Here is a 16,926-nt window from a genome sequence, read left to right as displayed (position 1 = left end):
AATTCCAGTTAGAACTTTGTCCAAAAATTAAAAGGAAAAAGTATCATGCGAATTAAAAGCTTTCTATTATTAATAATGCTACTAGTATCAGTTGCAAATCTAAGAGGCCAAAATAAATCAGTAACAGTATCGGGTATAACAAAAGATAAAGCGACTAAACTCGCATTACCATTTGTAAATGTTTCTTTAAAATCTTCAGCTGATGCTACTTTAATAACTGTAACAATTACGAATGAAGAAGGAAGATTTTCATTATCCACTAACAAATCAGGGAACTATATTTTGGAATTCTCATACATTGGTTACAAAACTAAAACCCAATCAGTTTATGTTGGTTCACTTTCTGAATTTTTAGATCAAGGAACTATTGAACTGGAAGAGGATGCTACGACATTACAAGAAGTGGTAGTAGTATCTAAAACAAATACCGTCAGCGATAAAATGGATAAAAAAACGTTTTCTATGGCTGACAATATCAGTCAAAGCGGTGGTTCGGTTTTACAATCTATGCAAAACTTACCTGGTGTTACAGTCCAAGACGGTAAAGTCCAAATTAGAGGTAATGATAAAGTGACCGTATTAATTGATGGTAAGCAAACCGCTTTAACAGGCTTCGGAAATCAATCAGGTTTAGATAATATTCCGGCTTCAGCAATAGAAAAAATCGAAATCATTAATAATCCATCTGCAAAATACGATGCCAATGGTAATGCTGGAATTATAAATATTATCTACAAGAAAAATAAAAAAGAAGGATTTAATGGGAAAGTGGGCATTACGTCGGGTTTAGGTGCTTTGTGGGAACGAAAAGAAAATCTGCCTACAATACGACCACAATACACACTAACACCAAAAATAAATCCTACGCTATCACTCAATTACCGTAAAAATAAAATTAATGCTTTTTTTCAGGGCGATTATCTATATACAGAAACCTTAAATAAGAATGAATTTGTAACACGAACATACAATGACGGAACCATAATTAACCAACAATTAAAAAGAAACCGTAACACTCATTTCACCACAATCAAATCAGGGATAGATTGGACTATTGATGACTATAATACGCTAACTGTTTCGGGGTTATTTGGCTCAGAAAAAATTATCGATAACGGAGACCAACCTTTTTTTAATTCTGATTATTCAGAGCGATTGCGACTTTGGCAATTTTTAGAAGATGAATTAAAAACAACAGTAATGGGAACTGCAATCTATCAGCATAAATTTAAGCAAGCCGGACATTTGTTTAATGTGGGGTTCAATTATACGTTTCACAGAGAAGACGAAAAATATTTCTTCGATAACATTTTGCCAAGCTCTTCGAGTAAAGATTCTTTCAAATTATTATCAGATGAAAGTGTAGTAGATATAAATATCGATTACATAAAGCCATTAAAATATGGTCGCATTGAAACAGGACTCAAATTCCGTAACCGAATTATTCCAACCAATATGCAATTTTTTCCAGGTAACAATTCACCCATAGACGCAAGCGCAGGTGGTAAAGCAACCTATGAAGAAATTATTCCAGCAGTTTATGGAAACTACATATACGAGACTAATAAAATCGAAGCAGAAATTGGTTTACGATTAGAATACTTAGATTTAGAATACGAAGTGAATCCAAACCATCCAACCTATAGAACTGATGGATATTCGTATTTCGAACCATTTCCAAACTTCCGTTTTTCCTATAAAATCAATAATGATAACAAAATATCATTATTTTACAATCGCAGAATAGACCGACCAAACGAAGTAGATATTAGAATATTTCCAAAGTACGACGATGCCGAAATTATTAAAGTTGGTAATCCCGCACTAAGACCACAGTTCACCAATTTAGTGGAATTAGGTTTCAAAAGAAATTTGAAAAAAGGCTATTTATATTCCGCTATCTACCATCGTTTTGCCAATGCTACAATAACAAGAATAGCTTCAACAGTTCCGAGTAGTAATCTAATTTATGCCATTTTTCAAAACGTAAATAAAAGTTCAAATACAGGTGTTGAAATGGTCATTTCACAGGATATAGCAAATTGGTATTCATCCAATCTGAATCTTAATGCCTATTACAATCAAATCGGTGCGTTTACAGTTCAAAATTTATATCCCGAGCCCAATACGTTTTCAGCAGCAAAACAAGATGTTTTATCTGGAAATATCAAGTGGAACAACACATTGCACTTAACTAAAAAAGTGGATGCGCAACTAACGGCTATTTATTTAGCACCAGATATTATTCCGCAAGGCAAAATTAAATCTAGATTTTCTATTGATTTAGGATTGAAAAAATCAGTTCAAAATGGTAAAGGAGAATTTTTTATAAATGCAACTGACCTACTAAATACATTAGTAATCAAAAAAGAAATTCAAGGACAAGATTTTAGTTACACTAGTAACGATTATTACGAAACACAAGTAATTAGAGCAGGTTACAATTATAAATTCTAAAAAACATTTTTTACAAAGTAACCTACTAATTCAAAATTTCTACAAAATTGGTTTTCACTTTTGACTATAATTTAAAAAATAGTCGTGATGACAAAATCAATATTAATAATAAAATCAACAAAACTCAATTAAAATTTTCATGTTTTGAGCATTTGCACTTTGGTGTGGATGCTCTTTTGTTTTAACCAACTTAACCAATACATTATGTTCAAAAAAATCAATATTTCTAACCGCTACAGCTTGCTTTTGGCATTCATATCATGGTTTCTAACATTCTCATTCATGTTACGTGTAATCTTTATCATTTGGCAGTATGATGAAGTTTCATTCAATCTATTTACAATCCTTGGAACATTGCTTACAGGACTATTTTATGACATAGGCACAATAAGTTTTATTGCAATTCCTTCAGCACTATATTACTTTGTTTTTCCCAATAAATGGATTGGCTCATGGCTCGATAAAACCTTGGTTTGGTTTTTCACATCGTTAACCATTTTCATATTAGTTTTTACATTTTTTGCAGAAATTACATTTTGGGACGAGTTCAAAACAAGGTTTAACTTTATCGCAGTAGATTATTTAATATATACGCATGAGGTAATATCCAATATTCAAGAGTCATATCCATTGCCGGTTCTTATTTTTGGAGTTTTAGCCATAACCGCAATGATACTTTTTGTTTTCTATAAGCTTAAAATTATTAAAAACACCTTCCATTTTAAAGCAACTATAAAAGGCAGGACAATTGTGTTAGTAACTACTATTATAATTGCATTATTTTTTAGTTTTTTCATCACAAACAATCAAGCAGAATGGTCTAAAAATAGATACAATGCCGAAATATCAAAATCGGGTATTTATTCTTTTTTTGCAGCGTTCAGAAACAATCAAATGGCTTATAATGAGTTTTATACATCTATTAATAATAAAGTAGCTTTTGATATTATCAGAAATAAATTAAGTGATAAAAACAGTAAATACAAATCCGAAGGGTTCTCCATTCACAGAACAATTACAGACACCTCAAAACAAGAACCGAGTAAGAAAAATGTAGTCTTCATTTTGGTTGAAAGTTTAAGTGGTAGCTTTATGAAAGAGTTTGGTAATAAAGAAAACATAACACCATTTTTAGACAGTTTAGCTCAAAAAAGTATCTTCTTTGATAACTTATACGCAACAGGCACAAGAACTGTTCGAGGTATGGAGGCAATGACACTTTGCATTCCACCAACACCAGGGCAAAGTATCGTGAAACGTCCCGAAAATCAAAACCTATACACCGTTTCCAATGTTTTCAAAAGCAAAGGATATAACTCTAATTTCTTTTATGGTGGCGATGGTTATTTTGATAATATGAACGCCTATTTCGGTGGAAACGGATTTACAATTTATGATCGTGGTCGCGGTAGTGTCTTGAGTGATAAAATTAAGACAACAAGGAGCAATATAAATGATGATGAAGTAACCTTCGAAAATGCTTGGGGTATTTGTGATGAAGACATTTACACTAAAATGCTAAAAGTGGCTGATGAACACTATAAAAACAATAAACCATTTTTCAATTTTGTAATGACAACTTCCAACCACCGTCCTTATACTTATCCTGACAATGCAATAGATATTCCATCAGGAACTGGTCGTGAAGGTGCAGTAAAATACACTGATTATGCTTTGAAAAGAATGTTTGAAAAAGCAAAAAATAAACCTTGGTACCAAAATACGGTATTTATTATTATTGCCGACCATTGCGCCAGTAGTGCTGGTAAAGATGAAATAGATGTTGCCAATTATCACATCCCGGCATTTATAGTAAATTTTCCCGAACATAGTAACCAAAAAGTAAATAAACTATGTTCTCAAATAGACCTTTTCCCAACATTTTTCTCATTAATGAATTGGAGTTATCAAAGTGACTTCTTTGGAAAAGATGTATTACAATCAAATTTCGAAGAACGAGCTTTGTTAGGAACCTATAGAAAATTAGTCCTAATGAAAAAAGACCAGGTAATGATTCTATCCGACCAGAAAAAACAAGCATTTTATAAATGGAATAAAGTAGACAATAGTTTAAAACCATTACCAATGAACAAGAAATTTCTTGACGAAACAATTTCTTGGTATCAAACAGCCGATTATTTATTCACCAATAAATTACTCAAATAAAATTTAATCAAGGTTTGAAGACAAGATAATAAATGATTAAAGGACTGAAATTTTGATTTCTATGTTTTAAAATGACCGTAAATGAAACAGTACCAGATTTTTGCCATAATTGCAATGGTATTCGCTGGATTAACTTCAGTAGTTGCCAAAGCAGGATTAAAAAATGTTGCTTCCGACACAGGTTTAGCAATTAGAACCTCATTCGTATTTGTATTTATTTGGTTTAACATCATTGTTTTTAACAATTATAAAGATTTCTCTAATCTTACCCAGAAAGATATTTTGTTGTTGGGTGTTTCTGCGCTAACAACTACCATTTCTTGGGTCTTTTATTATAGAGCAATAAAAATAGGAACAGTCTCTGAAGTGGCATTAATCGATAAAGGAAGTATAATTATCACACTAGTACTTTCTTTTATATTTCTAAATGAGCAATTTACTTGGCGTATCGCTGTAGGTGGCTTGATGATTATTGGCGGAATACTAATCTTAACAATGAAATCATAATGGTATAAAACTACGTGTAACCCTTTAAATTATTTACCATGTTTAAAACCATTTTATTTTCATTATTAAGCATAGCTACATTACATGCACAGAACCAGATTGAAAGTGCGCAAGAGAAGAAAATTGATACAGATACTATTCCGAAAATAGACAGCACGCATAAATTCAAATTCAAACAACTTATCATTCCATCCGTTTTGATAGGATATGGAGTAATTGGTATTGAAAGTGATCAATTAAAACTTTTCAATACTGAAATAAAAGAAGAAGTTAATGAAAACATTGATGAAAAAATAACCATTGACGATTTCTCGCAATATGCACCAGCTTTATCAGTTTATGGTCTTAATGCTTTTGGAATAAAAGGTAAACATAACCTTAAAGACAGAACTATCATTTTGGGAACTTCATATTTACTAATGTCAGCTTCTGTACTAAGTTTGAAATCCATTACAAAAGTAGAACGCCCTGACGGTTCCGCTTTCAACTCTTTCCCATCCGGACATACAGCTACAGCATTTGCAGGAGCTGAATTCCTTTGGCAAGAATACAAAGATGTTTCCATTTGGTATGGTATTTCGGGATACATTGTAGCTACTGGTACAGGAGCATTCAGAATTTACAACGACAAACATTGGTTAACTGATGTAGTAGCTGGAGCTGGAATTGGAATTTTAAGCACAAAAGTTGCCTATTGGATAAATCCATGGGTACAAGAAAAAATATTCAAAACCAAAGAAAAAAATAGTGTGTCAGCTATTGCGCCTTTTTATAATGGTAAGCAATTGGGAATTGGCTTTATGAAAACATTTTAAAAATAAACTGCCTAAAATGATTAAGTTAAAAAATCAACGGACAATAACACACTTCGCTTTACTATTGAGTTTGCTTAATGTTTTATTGTTTCACTATCCTTTTTACGCTTTTGTTTTTACTAATCTCGATTATAAAAGTTGGAACGGCATTATTATTATTGTCAGTTTAATGATTCTAATGCTGCTTTTAAATGCATTTGTCTTTTACTTGATTTTTTTTCTATCGCGTGTTGTTGGGAAATTTCTATTAGTCTTATTCTTTATTATCAACGCAATTGCAGTTTACTTTATTAATACCTACGGGGTAATAATAGACGAAAGTATGATAGGAAATATACTCAATACCAACTATCATGAGTCCAGTAGCTTTTTTTCTATTAAATTAATCTTATACATAATTCTTTTGGGTGTCATTCCTGGCGTTTATATCATTAAGGTCAAAATTATAAATGTAACTCTAAGGAGATTTTTAATCACTTCTTCGCTTGCCCTTTTATTTATTCTAACCTTAGTTTTTGCTAATGGAAGCAATTGGTTATGGATTGATAAAAATTCAAAAAAATTAGGTGGGCTTGCAATGCCTTGGTCTTATACGGTAAACATTTCTCTTTTTTATATTCATAAACATAAAGCAAATGAAAAAGAAATTTTATTACCAAATGCTACGATAAAAGATAACAAGAAATCGGTTGTAGTATTAGTAATCGGAGAGTCAGCAAGGAGCGAAAATTTTTCTTTATATGGATATAATAAAAACACAAATCCACTGCTTTCCAAAACATCTAACTTATTTCATTTCAACGCTACATCCTGTGCTACTTATACCACCGCAGGGGTAAAATGTATTTTAGAACACACTGATTCTAATAAATTATATGAGATTTTACCGAATTACTTATACAGAAATAATGTAGCCGTTATTTGGCGAACCACCAATTGGGGAGAACCGCCAGTCCATATAAAAAATTATCAAAACAGGGATGCTTTAAAACCAAACTGTAAAGGAGAAGGTTGTAACTATGATGAAATTCTTCTGACAGGACTAAAAGAACAAATACTTGCAAGTACAAAAAATAAAATATTGATAGTATTGCATACAAGTACAAGTCATGGACCTACATACAGCAAGAAATATCCACCTCAATTTGAGTCTTTTAAACCCGTTTGCAATAGTGTTGAATTAGGAAATTGTTCGCAAACGGAATTAATCAATGCTTATGACAATACTATTGTCTACACCGATTATATTTTATCCGAATTAATTAAAAATTTAAAGCAACTACCTGATTATAATAGCGCTATGATTTTTGTTTCAGACCATGGGGAATCTTTAGGTGAAAATAATCTATACATGCATGGTTTACCCATAAGTATTGCACCTAAGGAACAATATGATATTCCTTTTATTGTTTGGGTATCTGACGGTTCTAAGCAACTGAAACCTAATAAAACAGTGTCGCAGAATTATGTTTTTCACAGTGTTTTAAATTTCTTAAATATACAAAGTCCAATTTACAATGAGGAAATGAACATTTTTAGATAGTTAATACTTATTGGGCGGATTGCAATATTATTTTTGGTTAATCAACGCTATTTGCAAAATGGACAAGTGTCTCATCAACGCTAAATCTCAACCGCAGAAGCCTTGCTACGCCTCTCAAAGCAACCTGAATAGGCGTTAGAATCCTCAGGAATATCAACGAATGTTTATTAATACTCCATAATCCTGCAAAATATCCCATTTCCTTTTTCATCAATTAGGTCAAAAGTTTCAATGAGTGAAATTATAGAGGGATTTATTTTTGACAGTCTTTGGATTTTCTTTTCAGTATCTGATGATACGATTGCAATGTTATTTTTGGGTGTATTCTTTTTCATTGCAAAATAAATATCCGCTAAATCTGTTCCTGTTTCAAAATCTGAATTTTCAACTACGGAACTACATTTGATTTTAAAACCTTGTCTTTGCAATTCGGTTACTTTTATATTCCAGTCGTTAAATTCTCCTTTATCTGGATAAACCACAATATTTTCGTTTTTGATTGGTTCTAACAATTGCAATTTTAAATTTTGTTTGCTTCCTGTTGCCATCCATAAATATTCGGGAATAAATAGGCTCATTATGATTGCAGTTTTTTCAGATTCCACAATTGCAATTGTATTGCAATGATATTGCAACGTTGTTGCAACCCTAGTTTTATTGAGATGCAACCCAAATAGACATTGTTTGAGGTTGAATTTATCCTTTTTGATTTTCTTATGAACCCAATTAATATGTGGGAAAGGATTTTTAACTCTTTTACCTGTATCTTCATCAAATAAAATTATTTTTCCGGTGTGAACTTTTTGAGTTTGATTGATTTGCCAAAATACGGTTGCACCCTCCCAATGTTTTGAAGTTCCTATGTTATATTTTGCGATGCAATTTTCAACTTCATCTTTTGCAAAATTCTTGTGAAGGAATTTTGCAAAATTGTTATTGCCATATTTTTTTAAAGATTGCTTTACTAGTAGAGGGTCAATAAAATCAGGAATTAAATTTATTCTCTCAATATTTACTATTGCAATACACTCATTTTGTTTTGGATTATTATGATAGCCACAACTTGTTTCTCTGTCGCATCTTCCGAAAGTTTCTTCGAGATACTCGTTTGAAATTTGATTTAGATACCTAACAAATCTTCTCTTACCACATTTAGGGCAAACAAACTTTTTACTCGACTTATCTAATGAATATTTATACTCATTCATATCTATTCGTAATATTCGTAATCCTCGTAGTAGTCGAAGTATTTACGACCATTACGAGAATTACGAGGTTAGTTTTTGGGTTTGAAAACGGTTGCTAGTAAATATTCAATAGCATCCTCTTTAGTAAATTTGACTTTTTTTCTTCTTTTCTTCCTAAAGTCGTATTTGGGTTTTTCTTCTTGTCCTTTGACCAATACAATAAATTTCTCCCTCTCCTCTGGGGAAAGTGCTAGAAAAACTTCATATACTGTATTGGCAGTCATTTTAAAGATTATTTTTCTTTAAAATGATTCTTACTGTACCTTCTGAAATGCCTAATTGTCTTCCAATTTCAGATTTTGAAATACCATTTTCAAACAGTTCCAGTATTTTTGAATTACGCTCATTTGCATCCCCAACATTTAATTTTTTTAAATGCTCATTTTCTGAATCATAACCGTTGAAACTGAATTGTAAAAAGCTATTAACTTTTTCAATTCTGCAAACGATAATATTTTCAGAATCGTAAATCTGTTCACAGTTACGTTGCTTGATTTGCTTAATATATCTTAATCCAATTTCTTGATGACTTTCTCCAATTGCAAAACTGCTATCGCAAAAGTTCATTAACATTTTGCTTCCTGATAAATGGTTTTTGGTTATAGGTTTGCAAGTGTCAATTTTTGGCGTGTGCGCTAGAACTAAAATCGATAGTCCATATTTGTTTTTTAAGTCCTTTAAAAATTTCATCAAAGGCAAAGCATCTTTTGCTTTTTCATTATCACTCTTCAAATACGTGATATTGTCAACAATTAAAACCTTGACACCAAAATCAATGATAGATTTTTCAAGTGAATAGAATAGAAACTCTTCAAAGGTTTTAAATCGTTTATCTTCAAAATAATCGGGATTAATTTCGGCTCTCAAAAAGTTTGGACTAAATGAAAAATGATTTGTGAAGTTTTCAGAATATCTGTTTTCAAACTGTTTGTCTGAAAGTTCAAAATCAAAGTAGATAATTGGAGTAGGTGGGCATTCTAATTTTAAACCACAAGTGGAAATTCCAGTACTGATACTGTTAGCAATCTGAACCGCCAAAATGGACTTGCCTAAATTAGTGTCGGCAAATAAAATACATATTTCTCCCTCAAACCAAAATTCGCCAAATAACATTTTGGGGATTGGTCTGTTTTTAGCAATTTCAATAAATTGATTTGCAGATTTTATTTCAAAAATAGAGTTGGAATCAGAAGCTAATTCTTTCTTTATTTCTTCTTTAAAATTATCGAGATTATCATTCATAACACATAGATTTTTTTGCAAATCTATTGTGGTATGTGAGTAGGAATTTAATCTTAACGCTTGAAAGTAATGGAATTACAACACTTTACAAAAGTTTAAAGAAGTTTACAGAACTTAAAAGTATTTATTGAGTATTGTTTCTAATTCATTCGTTATTCTCGAATAATCAGAATCTTTATTTTCATTTATTTTATAGCCAAAAATAGAGGGGTAAGTACCGATATTGCAATTAAATGTTCTTTTTAAAGCATCATATAATTCAGTTTGCGTACCGTAAGTAATAGTTAGCAATTTCTTTTCAATTAGAAATTCTATGATATACCTCAATTTTTTACCCTTAAAAGTTGGGTACTTCTTTAAAATGGCTATTTCAATTTCTGTGTTTTTTTCGTGAGAAATAAAATCCCTAAAATGTTTTTCCTTTTGAGGGATACTAACTGAAAACTTTTTAAATACAGGTGTTTCCTTTACTTCTTGAATGAAAATTTGTTGATTGAAAGTTTGAGCTTTGAGACCAGTTATTTTTTCAAATTCAGCTAGATGATTATTAAAGTTTAGATTTTGACAATTAAACAACGCTTTGGTGCTAGAATCTTTAACTGGGGAGTTTTTATCAAAGTAAAACGATAATTGATTTGAAAGGAAAGTATAAGTTTCTAATTGTTTTAGGTAGTTTTCAGATAAGAAATTGAAGCTACTTTCACTTAGTTCCTCTTTATACTCAAGTAGCTTAAAACAATTGGTTCTTAACTTGCCGGACTTTATTAGTAATGTTGGTAAATCAAGACTGTTTTCATAAATGAAATTCATATCATCATCAATGTATGTTATCCTATTAAAAACTGATTGGCTCTCCTCTGGAAGTGTTTTAAACGCTTCCATATCAAGAATTGATAGGGGTAGGTAGAATATAAAATTTCTAAATATCTCATTAATCAATTCATTATATTTTGAGTTCAGTTCAGACATTTTCAACTATAAAATAGGGTTTCCCATTAGAAAATTTATACTTTCCAATTGTAACTTGTTTTTCCACAACCACATCTAATTGTTTTTAAAACGGGGTCATAATTTTTTAATGAAACTTTAGGCTTTTTGCATTCTGTTTCTTGACAATAGAATATTTTTTCAAACTCTAAAATATCTGACCATATAGCTTTTAAATCTCCAATTTTTGAATCAAGTGGATTATCATGTGATAATGTATTACCGATTTGAGCAGAATTTTCTATTCTATCGATTACTGGATAAGTAACTAATAAATCCTTATTAGTAATTTTTATTGTAGATTTCAAGCTAGTAATTAATTCATAACACATTCTATGCTCATTAATTTCATTGAATCTAAAAACCATTTTAGTATCTGTATTTGATGCAATATCTTTTAGTTTTTGCTCCATATACCTTCTAATAGGATTACCCATTCCATTAGATATTCCTTGAGATAAATTATGCTCAATGAAATCTTTTAATTCACTTGGTGTTTCGTCAAAATGAGTTCCTTTATCCTCAGACCATTTTATTTCATTGATATACCAACCTTTCTTTTTTGCCAATGGTTTAATCATATTTTCAAACCATTCTCTTTCATGCGTTAATACAATAAATTGGTAATCATTAAATTTTTCGATAATCAAATCAGCAAACTTTTTTCTGTGAGTTGAATCAAAACTTGAAATAACATCATCGAGAACTACAAACTTGCTTTCTTTGTTAAATGCAATTACTGAAGCTAAAAAGAATGACAAACCAAAACAATTGAGGTGTGATTCGCTAAAATATTTTTGAGGTGGAGATACCCAGTTCCCTTCATACTTGTATTCAATGGTCAAACCATTTAATTCATCGTCTTCGCCAATTGTAACAATTTTTATCTCTTGAAAAGGTTCGTTGGGATTCATAAATTGATAAAATTCATTTATTTTTCCCGAAAATGTAGTTATAAAATTTTCAAGTCCTTCCTTTTGCTTTTTTATAAATTCATCATAAATAATTTTCAATGAATTTTGCTGATTTTCAAGGATGCTTTTTTGCTTTTCAATTAAACGAATATTCAAAAATGCTTCTTTTGAAGATGAAATTTCATTATAGAGAATAGTTGAATTGTTTTTTAATGCTTCTTTTAATTTGATTATCCTTTCCGAAATTTTTGCTTGAAAATCAAAATCGCTTTCGACTAGGTTAATTTTTTCAGGTTCAGATATTTTTTCTCCAGAAGTTACTTTAATTGTACTGGCAATTTGGAAAGCACCTATTTTGTCTTTGATTTTCTGAACTTCAATTTTTAATACTTCATTTTCTTTATTGTTTATATCGGGATTTAGTAATAGAACATCTATTCTTTTGGCTCTTTCCAATGCAATTTCAGAAACTAAAGTTTTAGATTTATTAAAATCATTTAACTTCTTTGAAGATTCCTCAATTTCTTCTAACCTTTTACTTAATTCAGATTGTAACTCTTCAATATTTTTAGGTTGCAAACATAATGGACAACTATCTTCTTTGTGATATTTAGCAATGACATTTTTACCAGAATTGAGTAACTCTTTAAAAAATGTTTGCATGATGCTCTGCACATCTAATGCAATTTTTTCAAACTCTAAATAATACTTGCCATATTCGGAATTAATAAATCCAATTTCAGACTTTAAGAGGGTCAAACTATTTTGAATGCTCTCTAAAAAAGCTAATTCTAAATTGAGTTTATTGTTTTCAGGACTAGTAAGATGAGTTAATACTTTGTCAATATCCTCTAAAGTTTTTATTTCAAAACCAACATTTAGGGGCTTTATTTTTTCATTAAGTTTATCAATAAAGTTTTGTTCCTGACTTATTGACGCACCAATTTTTTCAATCAAAACTCTCTGCAAATTACTTTTTTGACCCTCAAAGTTTTGCTTTGTTATTTCTGATTTTACTGCGTTGTAACACTTTTGTAAAACTTCTTTCTTTTTAGACACTTCCGAAAATCCTATAATTTCAGAAAGATATTTTAGTTTTTCAGTCTTTGTGTTGTCAACAAAATTGGTTAGTTTTTTGAACCTCAAAATAAGGTTCTCATTTTTCGTGTTTGTATAGAATTTATTAAAATCTTCGGATGTATTATTAAATTCAGAAACTAGTTTGGTTTTTTTATAATAAATGCTTTTTGTAGCATCAACTTTGTTTTTTGTGAAAGATAATTTTACTTCGGATGTTTCCGAAGCATCAATCTTCGCATTTCTCAAAGCTTCTTTTAAGTCAATCTCAAGACTGTTTAAATGATCAACTTTATCTGTAAAAAACCATTCCAACGAATCTGAAATACTACTTTTTCCAGTTCCGTTATCTCCATATAATAGGGCAGACTTTCCATTTAGAGGAAGTTTCAATGTGTCTTTTGCACCTCGAATCCCCTTTAAACTAATTTCATTAATCTTTGTTGCCATCTTGCTCTCTTAATTTTTGAAGTTCGTTTTTTACATTTACATCAGTCAATTTTCCATCTTTATAAAGTGTTGCCAACATCTTTGCAATATTTACATCAACACCCTTAATCTCTTCAATTGAACTAAAAAAATCATTAACAATCTCTTCCCCTGATTTTACATTCTCTTCCATACTTTTTTATTTAAAATATTTCCAATCTATTTTTAAATTACCTGACTGCTTTTTGTCTAAAACTGTAAGTCCAGTTTTGTTATTGCAAATAGGGTAAACACCATAATTTTCAACAAAATTTGATATGAAGTGGCTTTCCAAATCTTCAATTCTGAATTTCCATACATTTTGCAATATTTCAAAATTTATGTATGTAAAATATAATGGTTCAATTTTTCTATAATTTATTAATCCAACATTCTTTGATTTGCCTTCAAAATGACTAAGTAACCTACTCCCGATGCTGTTTGTTTTTTTTTCGCTCATTCCGATATATAGTAATTTGGATTTTGCAAAAGGGTATTGAATATCAATTGACTTACTAAAAATAAAATACAATCCAGCTAAACCATTTAAAGGTCTAATGTTTGAAGCTTCAAATTTTTTTGGTTCATCGAAATAAATTGTAATTTCATTTTCCACACTTAAAACGCATTAAATTTATCTCCTAAATAATGTTTCAAGTTGTATTTTTTGGTGGTATCTAACGCACGTTCCAAACAAATGAATTTCTTATCAGTATTGGTTTTGAAATAGTCAACTGTTTCAGGATTAATAACCACGTCAAGGCAAATCAAAGTTTCTTTTTCGTTATCGCTTGCAAGTTGTACCTCATTGCTTGCAAACTGGGTTTGCAAAACCAGTTTGTGATTAAGATTATAACCGTTTTTCAGTAATATCTCGGTTAAAAGTTCTGGTTTGTTGAACGCATTGACTAATTGCAATTCCTTATTTGCAATGTAGGTTTTGAGTAATTCAATATTTTCTTCTTCTGTCTTTTCAGGGTCAGGTGCAAAATCTACTCTAGGGAAATTTGACTTTTGCAATTTGAACACTTTAAAACCTAATCCTTGCAAGGCATCTTCTTTTTTGTCGCCTGTAAATAAATCAGGTTGTTTGCTTTCTTTTTCTTTAATGATGTTTTGAATAACTCTTTTGTTCCGTTCTATAGTTATATCGCTAATTTTCTTGTAACCTGCTTTATATGCCTCGCTTTTTTCGGAGGTTGCTTCAGGCATTTGGATTAGTATAAATTTTCTATTAGAGTTCTCTTCAGAATTTAATTTAAAAATTGCATGACCTGTAGTTCCTGAACCTCCAAAATAATCAAGAAAAATATCGTTGTCATCAGATTTAATAGAGCCAATTAATAACTGTATTAAAGAACTAGGCTTAGGGTAGGAAAAATAGCTTTTCCCATCGAATATTTTTTCTAGTTCAATGCCTCCATCGCTTTTCATTGAAATAATTGACCTCAATAAAAAACTCTCTACTTCATCAAAATATGTTATTGAACTTGGTTGAGTATTTTCGTCTTTACTAAACCAAATTTTACCACACATGTAACTACCATCATGTAATTCAATTACATTTTGATATTTTCCATCTTTAAAATTTGCTGCTTCATCAAATGTTTCCTTTTTCCATCTCCAACCTCTATCAGGCACTTTTACAATCATTCCTGTTTTTGGATGTATAACATCATATCTAGGGCCAAAAGTATCAGCGTTTGGCCAACTCATATTTATTTTACCCCACAATCTATAATTATCATCAAGAGAATTATATAAAGTTATCCCTCTATCAAAATCATTTTTTTTATATAGCTTCTTAATTTGACTTTCTGCTTCAGGAATTGCAATCTTTTGTTTTTTCAATTTTGAAATAAGATTTGTAACATCGTCTAAACCTCCTTTTCGCATTGTAAATTCATGCTTTATCAAAGCATCTTTAACATAGATTAAGATATATTCGTGTATATTACCAATACCTTTATCGTTTTTTGGAACTCTTTTATTCCAAGTTATGCATTCTATGAAATTCTCTTCTCCAAAAACTTCATCACATAATTTTCTCAAGTGATGTATCTCACTATTGTCTAATGAAATAAATATTACACCATCATTTTTTAATAGTTGCCGACTAATTAGTAAACGACTATACATCATGTTCAGCCAATTACTATGAAATCTGCCATCTGTTTCAGAATTTGTATCAATTATTACCCCGTTTTCCATATACTGGGAATCTTCCCAATAGCTCTTTTTATCTTGAGAGAACACATCAGAATATACAAAATCCTTATCTTTATTGTATGGTGGGTCAATGTAAATACACTTTATTTTTTCACGATAGCTTTGACTTAATAGCTTTAAAACTTCAAGATTTTCGCCTTCAATAATTAGGTTTTCACTATTATCTGGGTTGATACTTCGGTCTTCATCAAACACTAACGTTGCATTACTAGGCGTGAAAGCATTGCGTTTGGCTTGGCTTTTACCAAACCAACGAAATTCATAGCGTTCAGTTTCATTAATCAAACTTGGATTGACTGCTTTTTTAATTTCATCAATATTCAAATTGCCCTCATTAGTAAACCAATCAGGGTATAGGTGTTTTAGGGTTTGCAAACGTTCGCTATTCCAATCGTTGCTATTTGGCATGAAGTCGTTTATGCTTTCCATTTATTTTTTTGGTTTCTTTGAATCTTTCAATATCTTTTTGTCATCGCCATCTAACTTGCGTTGAATCTTTTTAACATCTTCGGCAGGTGGCAAATTCTCTGGAACAATTCCTCTTTGTGTCAGCATTTTTCTAACCGCCTTGTTATTTTCGACGTGTTCGTTTTCTATTTTCGTTATCCCTTTCAAGTCCTTGCTTTGCACATTTAATCCAGTCATTTCAGCCGCTAGGTCTTTCGCTTTTATGCTAATAGTAGGAAGAAAGTCTGCAACAGGTCTATTGTCAGGAACTCCCATTTTCTTTTTCAATTGAATGGTTGACAATTTGAATAATGCTTGGTCTCCTTTGGAACGAATTAATCCAAAACCTTTGCTGTCAACTCCACGTTCAAATAAAATTCCTGAAAGTTGTTTTTCGGTTTGAGTTAGTTTTTCTCTCGCTTTAACTCTTTCAAATTCAAGTAAACGTTGCTCGATAATTTCTGCTCTACGAGTTTGAACCGCAAAATAGTTTTGAGCAAAAGCAATTTCTTCTTTTCTACTATCTCCATTTTGAGCAATTAAATAACAAGCATAACGAGTTAAAGCAATATCGTCAATGGCTCTTTCGGTTTCAGAACCAATAGAAACCATTTTCTTGATGTCGGGAAAATGGTTGTTTATATCTTCGCCTGCATTATTGCAAGCATCTTTTGCTTTTTGGATAACGTTTTCAAAGTTTTCCCATTTACTATATCCTAAAAGCTTTTGCAATTCTCTTGCACTCCAACATTCGATACCCTCCAATTCAGATGCAACTGCTTCAAATTGTTGGAACAACGCCATAATTTCTTCACTTTTCATAATTA

Annotated in this window: 14 protein-coding genes; 5 read left to right on the top strand and 9 right to left on the bottom strand. The window is 30.8% G+C overall.

Annotated features, from left to right (window positions below):
- The first annotated feature begins 45 nt into the window (after positions 1 to 45).
- The 5 genes from BUC17_RS08375 to eptA all read left to right on the top strand — a co-directional run bounded on the left by BUC17_RS08375 (position 46) and on the right by eptA (position 7,488).
- Positions 46 to 2,457, top strand: a complete 2,412-nt coding sequence (locus BUC17_RS08375; RefSeq protein ID WP_073363315.1) for a TonB-dependent receptor — start codon at positions 46 to 48, stop codon at positions 2,455 to 2,457.
- A gap of 282 nt (positions 2,458 to 2,739) precedes the next feature.
- Positions 2,740 to 4,623 carry an LTA synthase family protein gene (locus tag BUC17_RS08370; RefSeq protein WP_234977695.1) on the top strand — a complete coding sequence of 628 codons (1,884 nt, stop codon included), beginning with the start codon at positions 2,740 to 2,742 and terminating at the stop codon, positions 4,621 to 4,623.
- Positions 4,624 to 4,704: 81 nt separating this feature from the next.
- Entirely contained in the window at positions 4,705 to 5,130 is a 426-nt protein-coding gene (locus BUC17_RS08365; protein ID WP_073363314.1) for an EamA family transporter, read from the top strand.
- Positions 5,131 to 5,168: 38 nt separating this feature from the next.
- Positions 5,169 to 5,945, top strand: a complete 777-nt coding sequence (locus tag BUC17_RS08360) for a phosphatase PAP2 family protein (protein ID WP_073363312.1) — start codon at positions 5,169 to 5,171, stop codon at positions 5,943 to 5,945.
- Between the two features lie 16 nt (positions 5,946 to 5,961).
- On the top strand, positions 5,962 to 7,488 hold the full coding sequence (eptA, locus tag BUC17_RS08355) for a phosphoethanolamine--lipid A transferase EptA (RefSeq protein ID WP_073363310.1): 1,527 nt from the start codon (positions 5,962 to 5,964) through the stop codon (positions 7,486 to 7,488).
- A 167-nt stretch (positions 7,489 to 7,655) separates the two neighbouring features.
- On the opposite strand, the gene BUC17_RS08350 is transcribed toward eptA, so the two are convergent.
- The 9 genes from BUC17_RS08350 to dinD all read right to left on the bottom strand — a co-directional run bounded on the left by BUC17_RS08350 (position 7,656) and on the right by dinD (position 16,921).
- Positions 7,656 to 8,696, bottom strand: a complete 1,041-nt coding sequence (locus BUC17_RS08350) for a DUF6371 domain-containing protein (protein WP_073363309.1) — start codon at positions 8,694 to 8,696, stop codon at positions 7,656 to 7,658.
- 68 nt (positions 8,697 to 8,764) lie between these two features.
- Positions 8,765 to 8,959 carry a hypothetical protein gene (locus tag BUC17_RS08345; protein WP_073363307.1) on the bottom strand — a complete coding sequence of 65 codons (195 nt, stop codon included), beginning with the start codon at positions 8,957 to 8,959 and terminating at the stop codon, positions 8,765 to 8,767.
- Between the two features lies 1 nt (position 8,960).
- Positions 8,961 to 9,977, bottom strand: coding sequence for an AAA family ATPase (locus BUC17_RS08340; protein WP_073363305.1), 1,017 nt, complete (start codon positions 9,975 to 9,977; stop codon positions 8,961 to 8,963).
- 114 nt (positions 9,978 to 10,091) lie between these two features.
- Complete coding sequence (locus BUC17_RS08335; RefSeq protein ID WP_143161761.1) at positions 10,092 to 10,859, bottom strand: hypothetical protein; 768 nt, start codon at positions 10,857 to 10,859, stop codon at positions 10,092 to 10,094.
- A gap of 122 nt (positions 10,860 to 10,981) precedes the next feature.
- Positions 10,982 to 13,405, bottom strand: a complete 2,424-nt coding sequence (locus BUC17_RS08330) for a coiled-coil domain-containing protein (protein WP_073363298.1) — start codon at positions 13,403 to 13,405, stop codon at positions 10,982 to 10,984.
- Positions 13,389 to 13,577, bottom strand: a complete 189-nt coding sequence (locus BUC17_RS08325) for a hypothetical protein (protein ID WP_073363297.1) — start codon at positions 13,575 to 13,577, stop codon at positions 13,389 to 13,391. The genes BUC17_RS08330 and BUC17_RS08325 overlap by 17 nt, the downstream gene beginning before the upstream one ends.
- 6 nt (positions 13,578 to 13,583) lie before the next feature.
- The gene (locus BUC17_RS08320) at positions 13,584 to 14,039 is read right to left on the bottom strand and encodes a hypothetical protein (protein WP_073363295.1); all 456 of its coding nucleotides are present in this window, start codon (positions 14,037 to 14,039) and stop codon (positions 13,584 to 13,586) included.
- Between the two features lie 2 nt (positions 14,040 to 14,041).
- A complete protein-coding gene (locus BUC17_RS08315; RefSeq protein WP_073363294.1) occupies positions 14,042 to 16,081 on the bottom strand; it encodes a site-specific DNA-methyltransferase in 2,040 nt (679 codons plus the stop codon).
- Positions 16,082 to 16,921, bottom strand: a complete 840-nt coding sequence (dinD, locus tag BUC17_RS08310) for a DNA damage-inducible protein D (protein WP_073363292.1) — start codon at positions 16,919 to 16,921, stop codon at positions 16,082 to 16,084.
- Between the last annotated feature and the right edge of the window lie 5 nt (positions 16,922 to 16,926).

The organism is Flavobacterium fontis (assembly GCF_900129405.1).
Taxonomy (GTDB): Bacteria; Bacteroidota; Bacteroidia; order Flavobacteriales; family Flavobacteriaceae; genus Flavobacterium; species Flavobacterium fontis.
This window is presented reverse-complemented; position numbering and strand designations above follow the sequence as displayed.